Genomic DNA, 15,850 nt, shown 5'->3' on the forward strand with positions numbered 1-15,850 from the left:
CCCGAGCCCGGACAGGAGGCGGCGTCCGCCAGCGAGGCTGCGCGCGCCGCCCTGCGCGCCACCCTCGCCCGGCTGCGCATCGCCGGCTTCAAGAGCTTCGCCGAGCCGACCACGGTCGAGGTCCTGCCGGGCCTGACGGGCATCGTCGGGCCGAATGGCTGCGGCAAGTCCAACGTCGTGGAAGCCCTGCGCTGGGCGATGGGCGAGACCTCCGCCCGCTCCATGCGGGGCGGCGAGATGGAAGACGTCATCTTCGCCGGCACCGCGACCCGCCCGGGCCGGAATCTCGCGGAGGTGACGCTCTACCTGGAGGAGGCGCAGGGCCTCGCCCCGCCGCCGAATGCCGAGGCGGCGGATCTCGAGATCGTCCGCAAGATCGCCCGCGGCGAGGGATCGAGCTTCCGGGTGAACGGGCGGGAAGTCCGGGCGCGCGACGTCCAGACCATGTTCGCCGATATCGGCTCCGGCGCCCGGGCCTCCGCCATGGTCAGCCAGGGCAAGGTCGCCGCCATGATCGGCGCCAAGCCGGAGGAACGCCGGCAGGTGCTGGAGGAGGCGGCCGGCATCAGCGGCCTGCGGGCCCGCCGGCATGAGGCCGAGCTGAAGCTCCGCCAGGCCGAGACCAACCTGACCCGTGCCGAGGACCTGCTCGGGCAGCTTGAGGTGCAGCGGAATTCCCTGCAACGCCAGGCGCGGCAGGCCAACCGCTACCGCAACATCTCCGGCCTGGTCCGGCAGGCCGAGGCCGAATGGCTGGCCTTGCTGAAGGCCCGCGCGGAGGCGGCGCTCGCCGTCGCCCGCGCCGGCTTCGAGGCCGCCTCCGCCGCGACGAAGCGCGCCGAGGCGGAGGCGGAGGCCGCCGCCATCCGCAGCTTCGAGGCGGAGAAGGCCCTGCCGGCACCGCGCGAGACGGAGGGGCTGGCCCGCACCGCCTTGGAACGCCGGCGCGTCGAGACGGAAGGGCTGGAGGCGGAGGAGCGCCGCGCCCGCGCCGCGCTGGAGGCGGCCGAGGCACGCCTCGCCCAGATCGAGCGCGACCTGGCGCATGCCCGCGGCGTGGAGACCGATGCCGCCGCCGCCGAGCGCCGGCTGGAGACGGAGCGGGAGGCGCTGGAGGAGTCCGCCCGGACCCTGCCGGAGCGCCTCGCCGCCGCCGAGGCGGCGCTGCAGGAGACGGCCGAGGCTGCCCGCGCCGCCGAGCGCGCCGCCAATCTGGCGACCGAGGAGGCAGCCTCCCTCGCCGCCCGGGTGAATGCGGCGGCGGCCGAGCTGGAGGCGGCCGGGCAGCGCGCCCGGCGGCTGGCCGGCCAGCGCGCCGCGCTCGCCTCGGAACACGGGACGGCACTCGCCGCCCGGGTGGCGCCCGAACGGCTGGCGGCCGCGCAGGCCGCCGTCGCTGCGGCCGAGCAGGGTTTCTCCGCCGCTCGCACCGGCCTGGCGGAGGCCGAAGCCGCCCGCGCCGCGGCGCAGGAAGCCCATGCCGCCGCGAGGCGCGAGGCCGCCGCCGCCGAGGCCGAGGCCAACCGTGCCCGCGCCGTCCTGGCCGAGGCCGAGCAGCGCGCGGGGCGCATTGCCGCGCAGCATGCAGCCATCGCCAGGGACCATGAGGCAGCCCTCGCCGCGCAGGTTCCGGCCGAGCGGCTGGCGGCCGCGCAGGCCGCCGCCGCCGCGGCCGAGGCCGAGCTTGCCACCCGCCGGGCCGCGCTGGAGGCCGCCGAGGCCGCCCGCGCCGCGGCACAGGAAGCCCATGCCGCCGCCCGCCGCCGCATCGCTGATGCCGAGGCCGCGCGCGAGCGCGCCGCCGCCGAGCAGGCCGCCGCCGCCCAGCGCGCCGCCCAGGCCCGGGCGCAGCATGAGCGGCTGGCCACGCAGCTGGAAGCCGCCCGTGCCGCCCAGGTGCCGGCCGAGGCCGTCGCCGCCGCGCAGGCGGAGGCCGGTGCCGCCGAGGCGGCACTGGCCGCGGCGCTGGAGACGGTGACCACCGCCGAAGCTGCCCGCACCGCCGCCGCAACGGGCCATGGCACCGCCCGCGCCGCCGCCGCCGGGGCCGAGGGCGACGAGGCCCGTGCCGCCGCCGAGGTGCAGGCGCTGAGCGAGACGCTGGCCGCCGGCGAGAAGCCCGGCAGCAAGGCGCCGCCGGTGCTGGAAGCCGTCTCCGTCCCGCCGGGGCTGGAGGCCGCGCTCGGCGCCGCGCTGGGCGAGGCGCTGGACAGCCCGGCCGACCCGGCCGCGGCGCGCCACTGGCGCATCCTGCCGCCTTTCGCCGAACCGCCCGCCCTGCCCCCTGCCCTCACGCCGCTTGCGACGCTGGTGGAGGCGCCACCGGCCCTGGCCCGCGCCCTCTCCCAGATCGGGCTGCTGCCGGAGGGCGCGGATGGCGCCACGCTGCAGGCGGCCCTCGCCCCCGGTCAGGCCGTGGTGGCGCGGGACGGCGCGGTCTGGCGCTGGGACGGCCATACCGCCCGCGCCGATGCGCCGAATCCCGGGGCGGTCCGGCTGCAGCAGCGCAACCGGCTGCGCGCCGCCGAGGCCAGGCTGGCGACGGCGCGGGAGGCGACCGCCGCCGCCCGCACCGCCCGCGCCGAGGCCGAGCGCGCCGAGGCCGAGGCCGTCGCGGCGGAAACCACGGCGCGCGAGGCCCGGCGCAGGGCCGAGGCGCGGCTTGCCGCCGCGCGGGCCGAGGCCAGCCGCCTGACCGCCGCCGCCGCCGAGGCCGAGAGCCGCCTCTCCGCGCTGGAGCCGCAGCTCCGTCGCCTCGCCGAGGAGTGCGCCGCGGCGGAGGCCGCCGCCGAGATGGCTGCGGCCACGCTCGCCGCCCTGCCGGGGCCGGAAGCGGCGATTGCCGAATACGATGCCGCGGCGCTGGCCGAGACCGCCGCCGCTGCCGCCGAGGCGGAGGCGCGCGATGCCCGCGCCGAGGCGGAGATGGGGCTGCAGCGCACGCGCAGCGCGGCGGCCTCCCTGGCCGCCGCCGCGGCGCAGGCCGAAAGCCGGCTGGGCGCCCTGGCGCCGCAGCTCGCGCGCCTGACCGCCGAGCGCGGCGAGGCCGAGGCGGCACTGGCCGCCGCCCGCGACGCCGTGGCGGCCCTGCCGGATGTGACTGCGCTGCGGGATGCGGCCCGCGCCGCGCAGGGCCGCGACGCCGCCGCGGTCGCGGCCGAGACCGCCGCCCGCGCCGCCCGCGCCGCGGCGGAGGCCGCGCTGGAGAAGGCCCGCGGGGAGGCCGCCCGGCTCGCGGCCGAGGCCGCGCAGGCCGAGAGCCGGATCGAGGCCCTGGCGCCGCAGCTCGCCCGCATCACCGCCGAGGCGGAAGAGGCCGAGGCCGCGCTCGCCCGCGCCCGGGACGCCCAGGCGGCGCTGCCCGACCTCGCCGAAATCAGGGCCGGGGTGGACCGGGCGCGCGAGGCGCTGTCGGCCGCCCGTGCCGGCGAGGTCTCGGCGCTGGAGGGCCTGGCCGGGCTGCGCGCCGAGCGCGAGCGCGTCGCCGCCCGCCGGACCGCCGCCGCCGCGGAGCAGGAAGGCTGGGCCACCCGCCGGGCCGATGCCGCGACGCGGCGCGAGGCGCTGGAGGCGCGCGAGGCCGAGGCGCGCACCGAACGTGACGCGCTCGCCGAGCTGCCCGAGGCCGCCGCCGCCCGGCGACGCCAGGCCGGAGCGCTGCTGGCCGAGGCGGAAGCGGCCCATGCCGCCGCCGCGGCGACGCTCGCGGCTGCCGAGACCGAGCGCCGCGAATCCGATGACGCCCGCCGCGCCGCCGATGCCGCCTTCGCCGCGGCGCGCGAGGCGCAGCTGCGCGCCGAGAACGCCGCCGGGCAGGCCACCACCGCGGCCGAGGCGGTGCGGGAGCGCGTGCTGGAGCGCCTCGGCGAGAATGCCGAGTTGCCGGAACCCGCGGAACTCTCCGACGCCGCCGAGGACAAGGCCCGGCGCAAGCTGGAGCGGCTGGCGCGCGAGCGGGAGGATATGGGCCCGGTCAATCTCCGCGCCGATGTCGAGATGGCCGAGATTGAGGCGCGCATCGCCGAGATCACCAGGGAGCGCGAGGAGATCGGCGCCGCCATCGCCAAGCTCCGCGGCTCGATCGGCCATATCAACCGCGAGGGCCGGGAGCGCCTGCGGACCATCTTCGACCGGGTCAATACCGAGTTCATCGACCTCTTCACCCGCCTTTTCGGCGGCGGGCGGGCGCATCTGGCGCTGGTCGGATCGGAGGACCCGCTCGAGGCAGGGCTCGAGATCTATGCCGAGCCGCCGGGGAAGAAGCTCGCGGCGCTCTCCCTGCTCTCGGGCGGCGAGCAGGCGCTGACCGCCCTTTCGCTCATCTTCGCGGTCTTCCGCTGCCACCCGGCGCCGGTCTGCGTGCTGGACGAGGTGGATGCGCCGCTGGACGACGCGAATGTCGAGCGGCTCTGCGACCTGCTGGACGCCATGGCCGCCGAGAGCGGCACGCGCTTCCTGGTGGTGACGCACCATCCGCTGACCATGGCGCGCATGCACCGCCTCTATGGCGTGACCATGCAGGAACGCGGGGTGAGCCGGCTGCTCAGCGTCGATCTCGGCCGCGCCGTGGAGATGGCCGAGGGGCCGCAGGCGGCGGAGTAGCCGCCGCCCTGCTGCAGCGGATTGCGGTCATGTCTGAACGCAGTCCGCCGCAGGTCTTTATCGTCGAGCAGATTCCCGCGCCCGGGCGCTCACGCCCGTCCGCGATCTTCTCTAGATCGGGTGGAACAGCCGCAGCACCGCCAGCGCCACGACGGCGGTGAACAGTCCCTGCGCCAGCATCAGCGGCAAGGCGCCGGGACCGCGCACCCTCAGATGCGCCGCCGTCCGGGCCCGACCCCGCGCCGCCTCCATCAGGCAGGCCGAGAGCATGGCCGCCGTGCGGTCGGCCGGTTTGGGGGGATTGTGCATACGCAAACTCCTGGACGGTCCGATGCGACATGGTGGCGGCAAGGCATGAGGGCAGGGTTCATCCATGCAAAAGCCTGGCCGCGTCACGCCGTGTTCACAGGCATTCGCTTGACCCGCGGTGCTGCCGGGAAGTTGCTGCGGCATGCCTTCCCCCTGGCCCTTCCATTTCTTCGAACGCCTGATCGACCCGGTGGCTCCCCCCGGCAGGCGCGCCGGCCGCCTGCTCGGCACCCCGGTGCCGGAAGCGGCGCCGCCGCGGACGCTGCTCGGCTTCTACTGGCATTTCCTGCGGCAGACCCGGGCGCTGTTCCTGGCGCTGTTTGCCGCCGGCATGCTGGTGGCGCTGATGGATGCCGCCATCCCGACCATGATCGGCCGGCTGGTCGGCCTGCTGACGACGCATGCGCCGGACCGGCTCTGGGATGAGGCCTGGCCGACGCTGCTCGGCATGGCCGCCATCGTGCTGCTCGGCCGGCCGCTGGCGCTGCTGCTGCAGAACCTGATCACCCAGCAGGGCATCAACGGCAACGTCACCAGCCTGATCCGCTGGCAGAGCCACTGGCAGGTGGTCCGCCAGGGCCTGCCCTTCTTCCAGGAGGATTTCGCCGGCCGCATCGCCAACCGTGTCATGCAGTCCGGCCCGGCGCTGCGCGAGAGCGTGGTGCAGGTGATCAACGCGGTCTGGTACATCCTGGTCTATGGCACCGCGGCGCTGCTGCTGCTCGGGGGGACCGACTGGCGCCTCGCCCTGCCGGTCGCGGCCTGGTTCCCGCTCTATGCCCTGCTGCTGCGCTACCTCGTGCCGCGCATGCGCGACCGCTCGCGCAAGGCTTCCGAGCAGCGCAGCCTGCTGACGGGCCGCATCGTCGACAGCTACACCAACATCCAGACGGTGAAGCTCTTCGCCAGGGCGCGGGAGGAGGACGCCTTCATCCGCGAGGGCGTGCTGAGCCTGACCGAGGCCTTCCAGCGGCAGATGCGGCTGGTCACCTTCAACGGCTTCGCCCTCGCCACGCTGAACGCCGCCATGATCACCAGCATGGCGGCGATCGCCGTCTGGCTCTGGACACAGGGCGAGATCGAGGTCGCGGCGGTGGCGACCGCGCTGCCCATGGCCTGGCAGATCGCCAACATCTCCGGCTGGGTGGCCTTCAACGTCACCTCGATCTTCGAGAATCTCGGCGTGGTGCAGGAGAGCATGGGCAGCATCGCCGTGCCGCCCACCGCGCCCGACCCGCCCGGTGCAAGGCCCCTGCGGGTGCAGCTTGGAGACATCCGCTTCGAGCGGGTGCGCTTCGGCTATGGGCGGGAGACGGGGGTGATCCAGGGCCTCGACCTGCATGTCAGCCCTGGCGAGCGCATTGGCCTGGTCGGGAATTCCGGCGCCGGCAAGTCCACCCTGGTGAACCTGCTGCTCGGCTTCTTCCGGCCGGAGGAGGGGCGCATCCTGATCGACGGCCAGGACATCGCAGGCGTCACGCTCGAGAGCCTTCGCGCCTCGATCGGCGTCGTCACCCAGGATACCGCGCTGCTGCACCGGTCCATCCGCGACAACATCCGCTACGGCCGGCCGGAGGCGGGCGAGGCGGAGATCGAGGCCGCCGCGGCGCGCGCCCATGCCGATGGCTTCATCCGCGACCTGCAGGACTGGCGGGGGCGCATCGGGTATGACGCGCATGTCGGGGAACGCGGCGTGAAGCTCTCGGGCGGGCAGCGCCAGCGCATCGCGATCACGCGCGTCCTGCTGAAGGATGCGCCGATCCTGGTGCTGGACGAGGCGACCAGCGCGCTCGATTCGGAAGTGGAGGCGGCGATCCAGGAGCAGCTGGAGACGCTGATGGCGGGCAAGACGGTAATTGCCATCGCCCACCGGCTCTCCACTCTCTCCCGCATGGACCGGCTGGTGGTGCTGGAGCATGGCCGGATCGCCGAGGAAGGCACCCATGCCGGGCTGCTGCGGCGGGATGGGGTCTATGCCCGGCTCTGGCGGCAGCAGACCAGCGCTTTCGCCGGGGGCTGAGCCCGCGGCACTCCGTTGCGCGGGGCGGCGGTTCCGCGCACTCTGCGGCATCAGACCCCAGGGAGAGTACCCAGGAATGAACCGCCGCCGCCTGATCGCGAGCGGCGCCGCAGGCGCCGCCGGCGCCGCGACGCTCGCCACGCCCAACCTCGCCTCAGCCCAGCCCCGCATCCGCTGGCGCTGCCCGGGCAGCTTCCCGAAGTCGCTCGACACGCTCTATGGCACGCAGGAGTTCATCGCGAAGCGTGTGTCCGAGATGACGGACGGCGCCTTCCAGATCCAGATCTTCGGCCCGGGCGAGGTGGTGCCCGCCTTGCAGGTGATGGATGCGGTCGGCGCCGGCAATGTGGAGGCCGGCTACACCAGCGCCTACTACTACCTGGGCAAGGACCCCTCCCTCGCCCTGGCCACCTGCCTGCCCTTTGGCCTCTCCTCCCGCCAGCACTGGTCCTGGCTGACCCATGGCGGCGGGCGGGAGCTCTATGCCGAGGTCTATCGCGACCAGGGCGTGGTCGGCATTCCGGCAGGCAATACCGGTTCCCAGATGGGCGGCTGGTTCCGCAAGGAGATCCGCACGGTCGATGACCTGAAGGGGCTGAAATTCCGCATCGCCGGCTTCGGCGGCAACGTGCTCGGCAAGCTCGGCGTCATCGCCCAGCAGCTCGGGGGGCCGGACATCTACCCGGCGCTGGAGCGCGGCGTGATCGACGGCGCCGAATGGGTCGGCCCCTATGACGACGAGAAGCTGGGCTTCCAGCGCGTCGCGCCCTTCTACTACTACCCCGGCTGGTGGGAATATTCGCCTTCCATCGACTTGATGGTGAATGCCCGCGCCTGGGAGGCGCTGCCGGCGCAGTACAAGGCGGTGCTGGAGTCCGCCTGCGCCGAAGCCTGGCACTGGATGGCGGCGCGCTACGACGTGGTGAACCCGCCGGCCATGCGGCGGCTCCTCGCCTCCGGCACGCAGCTCCGCGGCTTCCCGCGCGAGGTCATGCAGGCCTGCTACCGCGCGACGCAGGAATTCTATGCCGAGGTCGGCGCCGGCAATGCCCGCTTCAAGCGGCTGCACGAGAAGTGGGACGCCTACCGGATCGAGCAGACGCAGTGGCTGCGGGTGGCGGAGGACAGCCTCGGCAATTTCCTCGCGGTCGCGACCGCGCAGCGCTGAGCGGCGGGCGGCGCGGCGCCTGCCGCGCCTCCATGTCCCCCGGCGCAGGCCGGAAGGCAGCAAAGGGCCGCCGGGGGATACCCCGGCGGCCCCCGCTTATACCCTGCCGCGGCTCAGCGCGCCGGGACGCGCACGTGCCGGAGCTGGAAGTAGTTGTCGGCGGTCTGCGCCACCTCGTAGCCCTGCCGCGTCGCCCAGACGATCTGCTGCTGGTGCAGCGGGATATAGGCGACCTCCTCCTGCAGGATCCGGCTTGCCTGGCTGATGAATTGCTGGCGCTTCGCCCGGTCGGTCTCCACCGCGATCTGCTCGATCAGCCTGTCCACCGCGGCGTTCGAATAGCCGCCGTTGTTGAAGACGCCGCGCGTGCCATCCCGGGTGCCGGCGAGGTTGAACAGCGCATTGTGGGCGTCCGAGGTCGTCGGCGTCCAACCTAGCAGATAGAAGCTGGTGTTGTAGCGCGGGCTGTTGATCTCGGCGAAGTAGCGGGCACGGGTCTGGGCGACCAGGTTCACGCGGATGCCGATGCGCGCCAGCATCGCCACGGTCGCGGTGCAGATCGCCTCGTCATTCACATAGCGGTCGTTCGGGCAATCAAGCGTGACACCGAAGCCATTCGGGTAGCCGGCCTCGGCCAGCAGCTTCTTCGCCTGCTCGAGGTCGACGGCCGGGCGCTTGTCATCCTCCTCGCGGAAGCCATTCACGCCGGGGCCGTAGATCAGGTTGGTGGGGCGGGACTGGCCGCGCATGACGGTGCGCTGGATGGCGTTGGCATCGATGGCGAGCTGCATGGCCCGGCGCACGCGGACGTCCTGGAACGGGTTCTTGCCCTTCACGTCGCTCTTCAGCAGTTCCGGCCGGCTCTGGTCCATGCCGAAATAGATCGTCCGCAGTTCCGGCCCCTGGATGATCTGCACGCCCGGCGTGCGGCGGATGCGCTCCACATCCTGCGGCGGCACGGTATAGACGAAGTTCACCTCGCCCGAGAGCAGGGCGGCCACGCGCGTCGCGTCGTTGGCGATGATGTTGAGCTCCGCCCGCTCCACATTGTGGGTCGGCCGGTCCCACCAGTCCGGGTTCCGCTCCAGCACCGTCCTGCGGTCAGGCTCGCGGCTGACCAGGCGGAAGGGGCCGGTGCCCATGGCGTTGCGGGTGGCGAAATTCTCCTCGCGCGTCGTCAGGTCGGTCGGCCGGACGGCGTTGTTCTTCTCCGCCCAGGCCTTGGACATGATGCCCCAATTGGTGATCTCCTGGATCAGGATCGGGTTGGGGACGCGGGTCTCGAACTCCACCGTATGGTCGTCGATCTTGCGGACTTCCTTCACCGAGGCGAGCACCGAGTTCATCTGGCTGCCGGGCCCGCGCACGCGCTCGGCGCTGAAGACCACGTCCTCGGCGGTGAAGGGCGTGCCGTCGGTGAACTTCACGCCGCGGCGCAGGTGGAAGCGCCAGACGGTCGGCGAGGGCTGCTCCCAGCGCTCGGCCAGCGCCGGCTCCGGCTCCATCTGCCGGTTCCGCCGCACCAGCGGCTCGTAGATATTGGCGTTGAAGGACAGCAGGAAGGTTTCCTGCCGGGTATAGGGGTCCATGGAGTTGACGTCGCCGTCATTGGCCCAGCGGAAGACCTGGGCGCCGGCGGGCGCGGCGGTGGCAAGCGCGGTGCCGCACAGCAGCGTGGCGGCAAGGGCGAGGCGGCGCATAACTCGTTGTCTCCCAGCACATTCGCGATGCGGGACGTTAACCCGACGGCGCGCCGGGTGGAATGGCCGTCCGGCGTGATGCGCGCCACAAACGAAAACGGGGGCCGCAGGGCCCCCGTTCCTTCTCCCGGCCGATGCCGGGGCGCAGCTTCGCCCTGGCGTCAGGCGCGCAGCGCGCGCGGCAGGTCGGCGACCGCACGGTCGATCAGCGCGGCATCCGCATCGGCCGTGATGCGCTCGGCGATGACATTGCGCGCCGCGGCGGTGGCGATCTCCGCCGCCGCCTCCCGCACCTCCGCGACCGCGCTGGCTTCCGCCGCCGCGATGCGGTCCATTGCCATGCGCTCGCGCCGCTTCGCCGCCGCTTCCGCTTCGGTCGCGGAGGACTCGGCGACGCGCGCCGCCTCGGCCCGGGCGCGGGCGAGCAGCGCCTCCGCCTCGGCCAGCGCCGCCTTGCGGTCGGCATCGGCCTGCCGCAGCATGGCCTCCGCCTCCTCGCGCAGCCGCGCCGCCTCCGCCAGTTCGGAGCGCACGCGCTCCCCGCGGCGATCCAGCATGCGAACCGCCTGGGCCCAGGCCTTGCGGCCCACCAGCAGCAGGAAGAGGACGAAGCTGGCGGCGACCCAGAATTTGGGGTCGAGCCAGAAATGCTCGTAGCTGTGCATCAGACCCGCCCCCGCGCTGCCAGTTCCGACCCGACCGCCCGCTCGACCACGGCACGGTCGGCGCCGCCGGTCAGGCGCGCGACCAGCGCCTCGGCCGCATCGGCCGCGACGGTGCGCAGCGCCGACATGGCCTGGTCACGGGACGCCGCGATGCGGCGCTCCGCTTCCTCGATCTGGGCGTTCAGCCGGGCATTGAGTGCCTCGGCCTTGGCCGAGGCCTCAGCCTGCGCCTGCTGCGTCGCGGCGGCGATCGCCGCCTGCGCCTCGGCACGCGCCCTGGCGGTCGCGGCCTGGTGCTCGGACAGCGCGGCATCCGCCTGCTGCTTCGCGGCCTGCGCCTGCTCGAGGTCGCCCTCGATCCGCGCGCGCCGCTCGGCCAGCACGCTCTCGACCCGCGGCAGCGCGTACTGCGCCATCACGAAGTAGAGGACGCCGAAGATGATCAGCAGCCAGACGACATTGGCGACCAGGAAGCGGCCCTGCTCGGGATGGCCGAAGGCGAGCTGCGGCATCCCTTCCACCGGCACCGTGCCGGTCGATGCCGCGAGCGCCATGCAGGGGGCCGCCAGCCCGGCCAGGGCTGCGGCAATGAGAACCCGAGGCTTCACGCGATGTCTCCTACCGCCCGGATGGATGCGTGGGCGCGGTGGCCGCAAGCCGGCCGCGCCCGGCGCGATCTCAGGCGAACAGGATGAGGAAGGCGATCAGCAGCGCGAAGAGCGCCACCGCCTCGGTCAGCGCGAAGCCCAGGATGCCGATCGGGAAGACGGCGTCACGGGCGCCCGGGTTGCGGGCCACGCTGGTGATCAGCGAGGAGAAGATGTTGCCGATGCCGAGGCCAACGCCGAACAGCGCGATCACGGCGATGCCGGCCCCGAGGGCCTTCGCGGCAGCCACGTCCATGGGAGAGATCCTTCCGTTTCTGGTGGAGGTTTCTACAGATCGCTCAGTGCAGGTGCACGGCGTCGTGCAGGTAGATGCAGGTCAGGATGGCGAACACATAGGCCTGCAGGAAGGCGACCAGGAGTTCGAACCCGACCAGTGCGATGTTCAGGGCGAGCGGCAGCACCGCCACGAAGGGGCCGACCACGCCCAGGCCGCCGAGCAGGATGACGAAGGTGGCGAAGACCTTCAGCATCACGTGGCCCGCGACCATGTTGGCGAAAAGACGGATGGAGAGGCTGACCGGCCGCGAGAGGTAGGACACGATCTCGACCGGCACGATGATCGGCGCCAGCCAGACCGGCGCGCCCTCCGGGAAGAAGTAGCCGAAGAACTTCCTGCCATGGATCGCCAGCGCCACCACCGTGATCAGCACGAACACGATCGCGGCCAGCCCGAAGGTGACGGCGATGTGGCTGGTGAAGGTGAAGGCGTAAGGGAACAGCCCCAGCAGGTTGCCGAACAGGATGAACATGAACAGGGAGAAGACGAAGGGGAAGAACCGCCGCCCCTCGTCGCCGACCTGCTCGGTCACCAGGTTATGCACGAACTCATAGGCGCTCTCGGCCAGCGCCTGCAGGCGCCCCGGCACGACGGCGCGGTGCGCCATGCCATACATCATCAGCGCGGTGATCAGGCCGACGGCCAGCAGCATATGCGCGGTGGACTGGCTGAAGCCCACCGAATTGCCGACAATGCCCAGAACCGGCGTCAGCTCGAACTGGCTCAGCGCGTCGATCGTCTTGCCTTCGGCGGCCACAGTCGGCTCCCAGCACCCGTTATTGCCACGCCCGGGGACACGGCCCCGGGGCGGCGGTCATCCGCCGGCGCCGCGGCGCGGGTTGAACAGCCGATAGACGTTCATCACCCCGGCGACACCACCCACGACGAAGAAGACAAGGAAGAGCCAGGGCCAGGTCCCGAGCCAGCGGTCCAGCAGCCAGCCGAGGAAGATGCCGACCACGAGGGCCGAGACCACCTCGACACCGGCGCGAAATCCGATGCCCCAGGACCCTCCGGGAAGCGAACCGCGATTGGGCTGCGCCTTGTCCAGGCCCCTCCGGGCCCTGGCCTCGCGCAACCGATCCTCGAACCCGTCCCGTTTGTCCACCGCGCTCCTCCGTCGGCCACTCCGCCGGAAGGCAACGGGCTGCTACGGCACCCCCCGCCACCTGTCAAGCAAGCGCGACCCGCAACAACCGTCTCCGGCCCTGCATGTGGCACCAAAGTCGTGGCGCCGGCGAGGGTTTTCCGGCACCTCCCCCATTGCGCGCCGGCCGCTTCAGACCTCCGTGTCGTCTCCCGGCAGCCCTGCGGGTCGGCGCCTCCGCCAGCCGGCCGCGTCAGGCCGCGGCGCGTGGCGCCAAGGCCCGCAACTCGGCCAGCAGCGGCCCGTGCAGCATGCGCTCCAGCGCGCGGATCGCCTGCGCGCCGGCGGCGCCGTCCATGACCCGGTGGTCGAAGGAGAGATGCACCTCCGCGACGCCGTCCGGTCCGATGGGACCGTAATTCAGGAAGCCCGCCCAGGGCGCGATGACGGAGCTGATGGAGACACCCTGCGCACCCAGCACCGAGAGCCCGAAGCTGCCATACCAGTTGGGCACCTGCCGGCCGAGATTGAGGCCGAGCCAGAACAAGACCCGCCGCAGCGGCCAGGGCAGGGCCGCGATGCGCAGCGCCCTTCGGTAGTCGCGGACGCTCCCGACCGGCGCGGTCTTGAGCGCGCGGATGCGCGCCGCGACCTCGGCCAGCGGCATCGCCGCCGGGTCCTTGATGCGGCCGAAGAAGAGCGCGGGCTCGCCCTGCCATTCCCGCTCGATCACCACGCAGGCGATGCTGGCGGGAAGCTCATAGAGCTGCGGCCAGGGTAGCTGCACATAGACCCGGCGCAGCACCGGCATCTCCTCGGCCGCCAGGGCATAGGCACGGGCGAAGATGGCCGACCAGGGCGGCCGTGGCAGCGCCTGCGCCCGCGCCGCCGCCACCGCCCCGAGTTGGAGCCGGCCGGAGAGGGTGGCGCGCGGGCTGCGGCGGGCGGCGTAGGAATACTCGGTCACCAGCCGCCGCGGCAACGAGAGTGGAATCCGCCTGCCCTTCATGTCCCCTCCCCGCCCCGCCGGTTGTCACGGCCCGCCCGGCCAAGCACCGGCAAGGCGGGCCTGCTCCATCACAGCGGCGCAACCAATCGGCGGCCGGCATCATCAGCGGGTGAGGCGTTGACGGCGGCCGCGCCGCCGCCGATCTCTCGGGCATGGAGAAGCCGCCCTCCCCGCCCCCGAAGACCACCGCCGAGACCAGGGCCGAGCGCGAGGCACGGCTGGCCGCCGCGCTGCGCGCCAATCTCCGCAGGCGCAAGGCCCAGGCCCGGGCGCGCGAGGCGGTCGAGGCGCCAGCGGCGCCGGCATCGTCGAAAGGCGTGGGCGAGGCGGGCTGACCCGCCGCGTGGCGGCCGGCAAGGGCCGCGCCTCCGGCATCCGGCCCCGGCCAGGCGCAGTTCCGGTTGCCGCTGCCGGGCGGCTGGGGTAAGGGGGCCGCCCAATTCCGGGGCGCCCGGGCCGGCACGGGCCATGGCGCCCGCCACACGAAGGCCCACCCGCCGATGTCCATCATGCCCGACCACTGGATCCGCCGCATGGCGGCCGAACACGGCATGATCGAGCCCTTCGTGGAGGCGCAGCGGCGCGAGGGCACGATCTCCTACGGCCTCTCCTCCTACGGCTACGACGCCCGCGTGGCGGACGAGTTCAAGGTCTTCACCAATGTGGACAACGCGCTGGTGGACCCGAAGCATTTCGCCGAGGACAGCTTCGTCACCCGCAAGGGCCCGACCTGCATCATCCCGCCGAACAGCTTCGCCCTCGCCCATACGGTCGAGTATTTCCGCATCCCGCGCGACGTTCTGGTCATCTGTCTGGGCAAGAGCACCTATGCGCGGTGTGGCCTGATCGTGAACGTCACCCCGCTGGAGCCGGAATGGGAAGGCCAGGTGACGATCGAGATCAGCAACACCACGCCGCTGCCGGCGCGGATCTACGCCAATGAGGGCATCTGCCAGTTCCTCTTCCTGCAGGGCGCCGCGGCTCCGGATGTGAGCTACGCCGACCGGGCGGGGAAATACATGCACCAGCGCGGCGTCGCGCTGCCCAGGCTGTAAGGACGCCACGCATGGACCGCATCCGCATCCGTGGCGGCCGGCCGCTGGAGGGGCGCATCCCCGTCAGCGGCGCCAAGAATGCCGCCCTGCCGCTGATGGCCGCCGCCCTGCTCTCGGACGGGCCGCTCCGCCTGCTGAACGCCCCGGACCTCGCCGACATCGCCACTATGGCCGGGCTGCTGCGCCAGCACGGCCTTTCGGTGGAGCACGACAAGCAGGCCCGCATCCTCACCCTCTCGGGCGCCGCCTCCAACCTCGAGGCGCCCTATGACCTGGTGCGCAAGATGCGCGCCTCCGTCCTCGTCCTCGGCCCGCTGCTGGCCCGCTTCGGGGAGGCGAAGGTCTCGCTGCCCGGCGGCTGCGCCATCGGCACTCGCCCGGTCGATCTCCACCTCAAGGGGCTGGAGCAGATGGGGGCGGAGATCGAGATCGAGGCCGGCTATGTCCTGGCCAAGGCATCGCGCGGCCTGAAGGGCGCCCGCATCATCTTCCCGCAGGTCTCGGTGGGCGCCACCGAGAACCTGCTGATGGCCGCCTGCCTCGCGGATGGCGAGACCGAGCTGGTCAATGCGGCGCGGGAGCCGGAGATCGGCGACCTCGCGGAATGCCTGATGCGCATGGGCGCGCGGATCGAGGGCATCGGCACCGACCGGCTGCGCATCGAGGGCACGAAGACGCTCACTGGCGCGTCGCATCGCGTGGTGCCGGACCGGATCGAGGCCGGGACCTATGCCATCGCCGCCGCCATCACCGGCGGCAAGGTGCTGCTGGAGGGGGCGCGGCTCGACCATCTCGGCGCCACGGCCCGCATCCTGCGCGAGGCGGGGGTGGAGGTGACCGAGCGGCCGGAGGGGCTGCGGGTCTCCCGCATGAACGGCCTCTCGGGCGTCGATGTGATGACCGAACCCTTCCCCGGCTTCGCCACCGACATGCAGGCGCAGTTCATGGCGCTGATGTGCGTCGCCGAGGGCGCCTCGATGATCACCGAGACGATCTTCGAGAACCGTTTCATGCACGTCCCCGAACTGATGCGCATGGGCGCGCGCATCAACTACCACGGCCATTCCGCCATCGTCCGCGGGGTGCCGAAGCTCTCGGGCGCGCCGGTGATGGCGACCGACCTGCGCGCCTCGGTTTCCCTGGTGCTGGCCGGCCTTGCCGCCGAGGGCGAGACGATCGTGAACCGCGTCTACCACCTCGACCGCGGCTATGAGCGGGTGGAGGCGAAGCTCGCCGCGGTCGGCGCCGATATCGAGCGGGTGCCGGCCTGACATGCCCGTGTTTCGCCCC

At 72.8% G+C, this 15,850-nt stretch carries 14 protein-coding genes; 6 read left to right on the forward strand and 8 right to left on the reverse strand.

The annotated features are described in order from the left end of the window. Positions 1–51 precede the first annotated feature (51 nt). A complete protein-coding gene (locus LHA35_RS01525) occupies positions 52–4,602 on the forward strand; it encodes an AAA family ATPase (protein ID WP_456316071.1) in 4,551 nt (1,516 codons plus the stop codon). 111 nt (positions 4,603–4,713) lie between these two features. Here the strand turns inward: LHA35_RS01525 and LHA35_RS01530 are convergent, their stop codons facing one another. Next, a complete protein-coding gene (locus LHA35_RS01530; RefSeq protein ID WP_226603616.1) occupies positions 4,714–4,911 on the reverse strand; it encodes a hypothetical protein in 198 nt (65 codons plus the stop codon). A gap of 142 nt (positions 4,912–5,053) precedes the next feature. Between LHA35_RS01530 and LHA35_RS01535 the strand changes: the two genes are divergently transcribed. Together LHA35_RS01535 and LHA35_RS01540 are read left to right on the forward strand one after the other, a co-directional pair. After that, on the forward strand, positions 5,054–6,931 hold the full coding sequence (locus tag LHA35_RS01535; protein WP_226603617.1) for an ABC transporter ATP-binding protein: 1,878 nt from the start codon (positions 5,054–5,056) through the stop codon (positions 6,929–6,931). 76 nt (positions 6,932–7,007) lie between these two features. Beyond that, entirely contained in the window at positions 7,008–8,099 is a 1,092-nt protein-coding gene (locus tag LHA35_RS01540) for a TRAP transporter substrate-binding protein (protein ID WP_226603618.1), read from the forward strand. 113 nt (positions 8,100–8,212) lie between these two features. Here LHA35_RS01540 and LHA35_RS01545 read toward each other — a convergent pair whose 3' ends face one another. The 7 genes from LHA35_RS01545 to LHA35_RS01575 form a co-directional block, all read right to left on the reverse strand. Beyond that, a complete protein-coding gene (locus LHA35_RS01545; protein ID WP_226603619.1) occupies positions 8,213–9,799 on the reverse strand; it encodes an ABC transporter substrate-binding protein in 1,587 nt (528 codons plus the stop codon). 161 nt (positions 9,800–9,960) lie between these two features. Continuing rightward, complete coding sequence (locus tag LHA35_RS01550) at positions 9,961–10,464, reverse strand: F0F1 ATP synthase subunit B family protein (protein ID WP_226603620.1); 504 nt, start codon at positions 10,462–10,464, stop codon at positions 9,961–9,963. Beyond that, positions 10,464–11,072: a F0F1 ATP synthase subunit B family protein gene (locus tag LHA35_RS01555; RefSeq protein ID WP_226603622.1), complete on the reverse strand. Its 609-nt coding sequence runs from the start codon at positions 11,070–11,072 to the stop codon at positions 10,464–10,466. Before LHA35_RS01555 ends, LHA35_RS01550 begins: the two co-directional genes overlap by 1 nt. Before the next feature lie 70 nt (positions 11,073–11,142). Further along, the gene (locus LHA35_RS01560; protein WP_132284027.1) at positions 11,143–11,367 is read right to left on the reverse strand and encodes an ATP synthase subunit C family protein; all 225 of its coding nucleotides are present in this window, start codon (positions 11,365–11,367) and stop codon (positions 11,143–11,145) included. 43 nt (positions 11,368–11,410) lie between these two features. Beyond that, a complete protein-coding gene (locus tag LHA35_RS01565) occupies positions 11,411–12,166 on the reverse strand; it encodes a F0F1 ATP synthase subunit A (RefSeq protein WP_226603623.1) in 756 nt (251 codons plus the stop codon). Positions 12,167–12,223: 57 nt separating this feature from the next. After that, complete coding sequence (locus LHA35_RS01570; RefSeq protein ID WP_226603624.1) at positions 12,224–12,517, reverse strand: AtpZ/AtpI family protein; 294 nt, start codon at positions 12,515–12,517, stop codon at positions 12,224–12,226. Positions 12,518–12,749: 232 nt separating this feature from the next. Beyond that, positions 12,750–13,505 (reverse strand): 2-oxo acid dehydrogenase subunit E2, encoded by a 756-nt coding sequence (locus LHA35_RS01575; RefSeq protein ID WP_226603626.1) that lies wholly within the window; start codon positions 13,503–13,505, stop codon positions 12,750–12,752. A 152-nt stretch (positions 13,506–13,657) separates the two neighbouring features. Between LHA35_RS01575 and LHA35_RS01580 the strand changes: the two genes are divergently transcribed. The 3 genes from LHA35_RS01580 (at position 13,658) to murA (ending at position 15,831) form a co-directional block, all read left to right on the forward strand. Next, complete coding sequence (locus LHA35_RS01580; protein ID WP_226603628.1) at positions 13,658–13,840, forward strand: hypothetical protein; 183 nt, start codon at positions 13,658–13,660, stop codon at positions 13,838–13,840. 165 nt (positions 13,841–14,005) lie between these two features. Then, complete coding sequence (gene dcd / locus LHA35_RS01585; protein WP_226603631.1) at positions 14,006–14,560, forward strand: dCTP deaminase; 555 nt, start codon at positions 14,006–14,008, stop codon at positions 14,558–14,560. An 11-nt stretch (positions 14,561–14,571) separates the two neighbouring features. Beyond that, positions 14,572–15,831 carry a UDP-N-acetylglucosamine 1-carboxyvinyltransferase gene (gene murA, locus LHA35_RS01590; RefSeq protein ID WP_226603633.1) on the forward strand — a complete coding sequence of 420 codons (1,260 nt, stop codon included), beginning with the start codon at positions 14,572–14,574 and terminating at the stop codon, positions 15,829–15,831. Positions 15,832–15,850: the final 19 nt, after the last annotated feature.

Origin of the sequence: Roseicella aerolata, from assembly GCF_020523605.1 — a bacterium.
Lineage (GTDB): Bacteria > Pseudomonadota > Alphaproteobacteria > Acetobacterales > Acetobacteraceae > Paracraurococcus > Paracraurococcus aerolatus.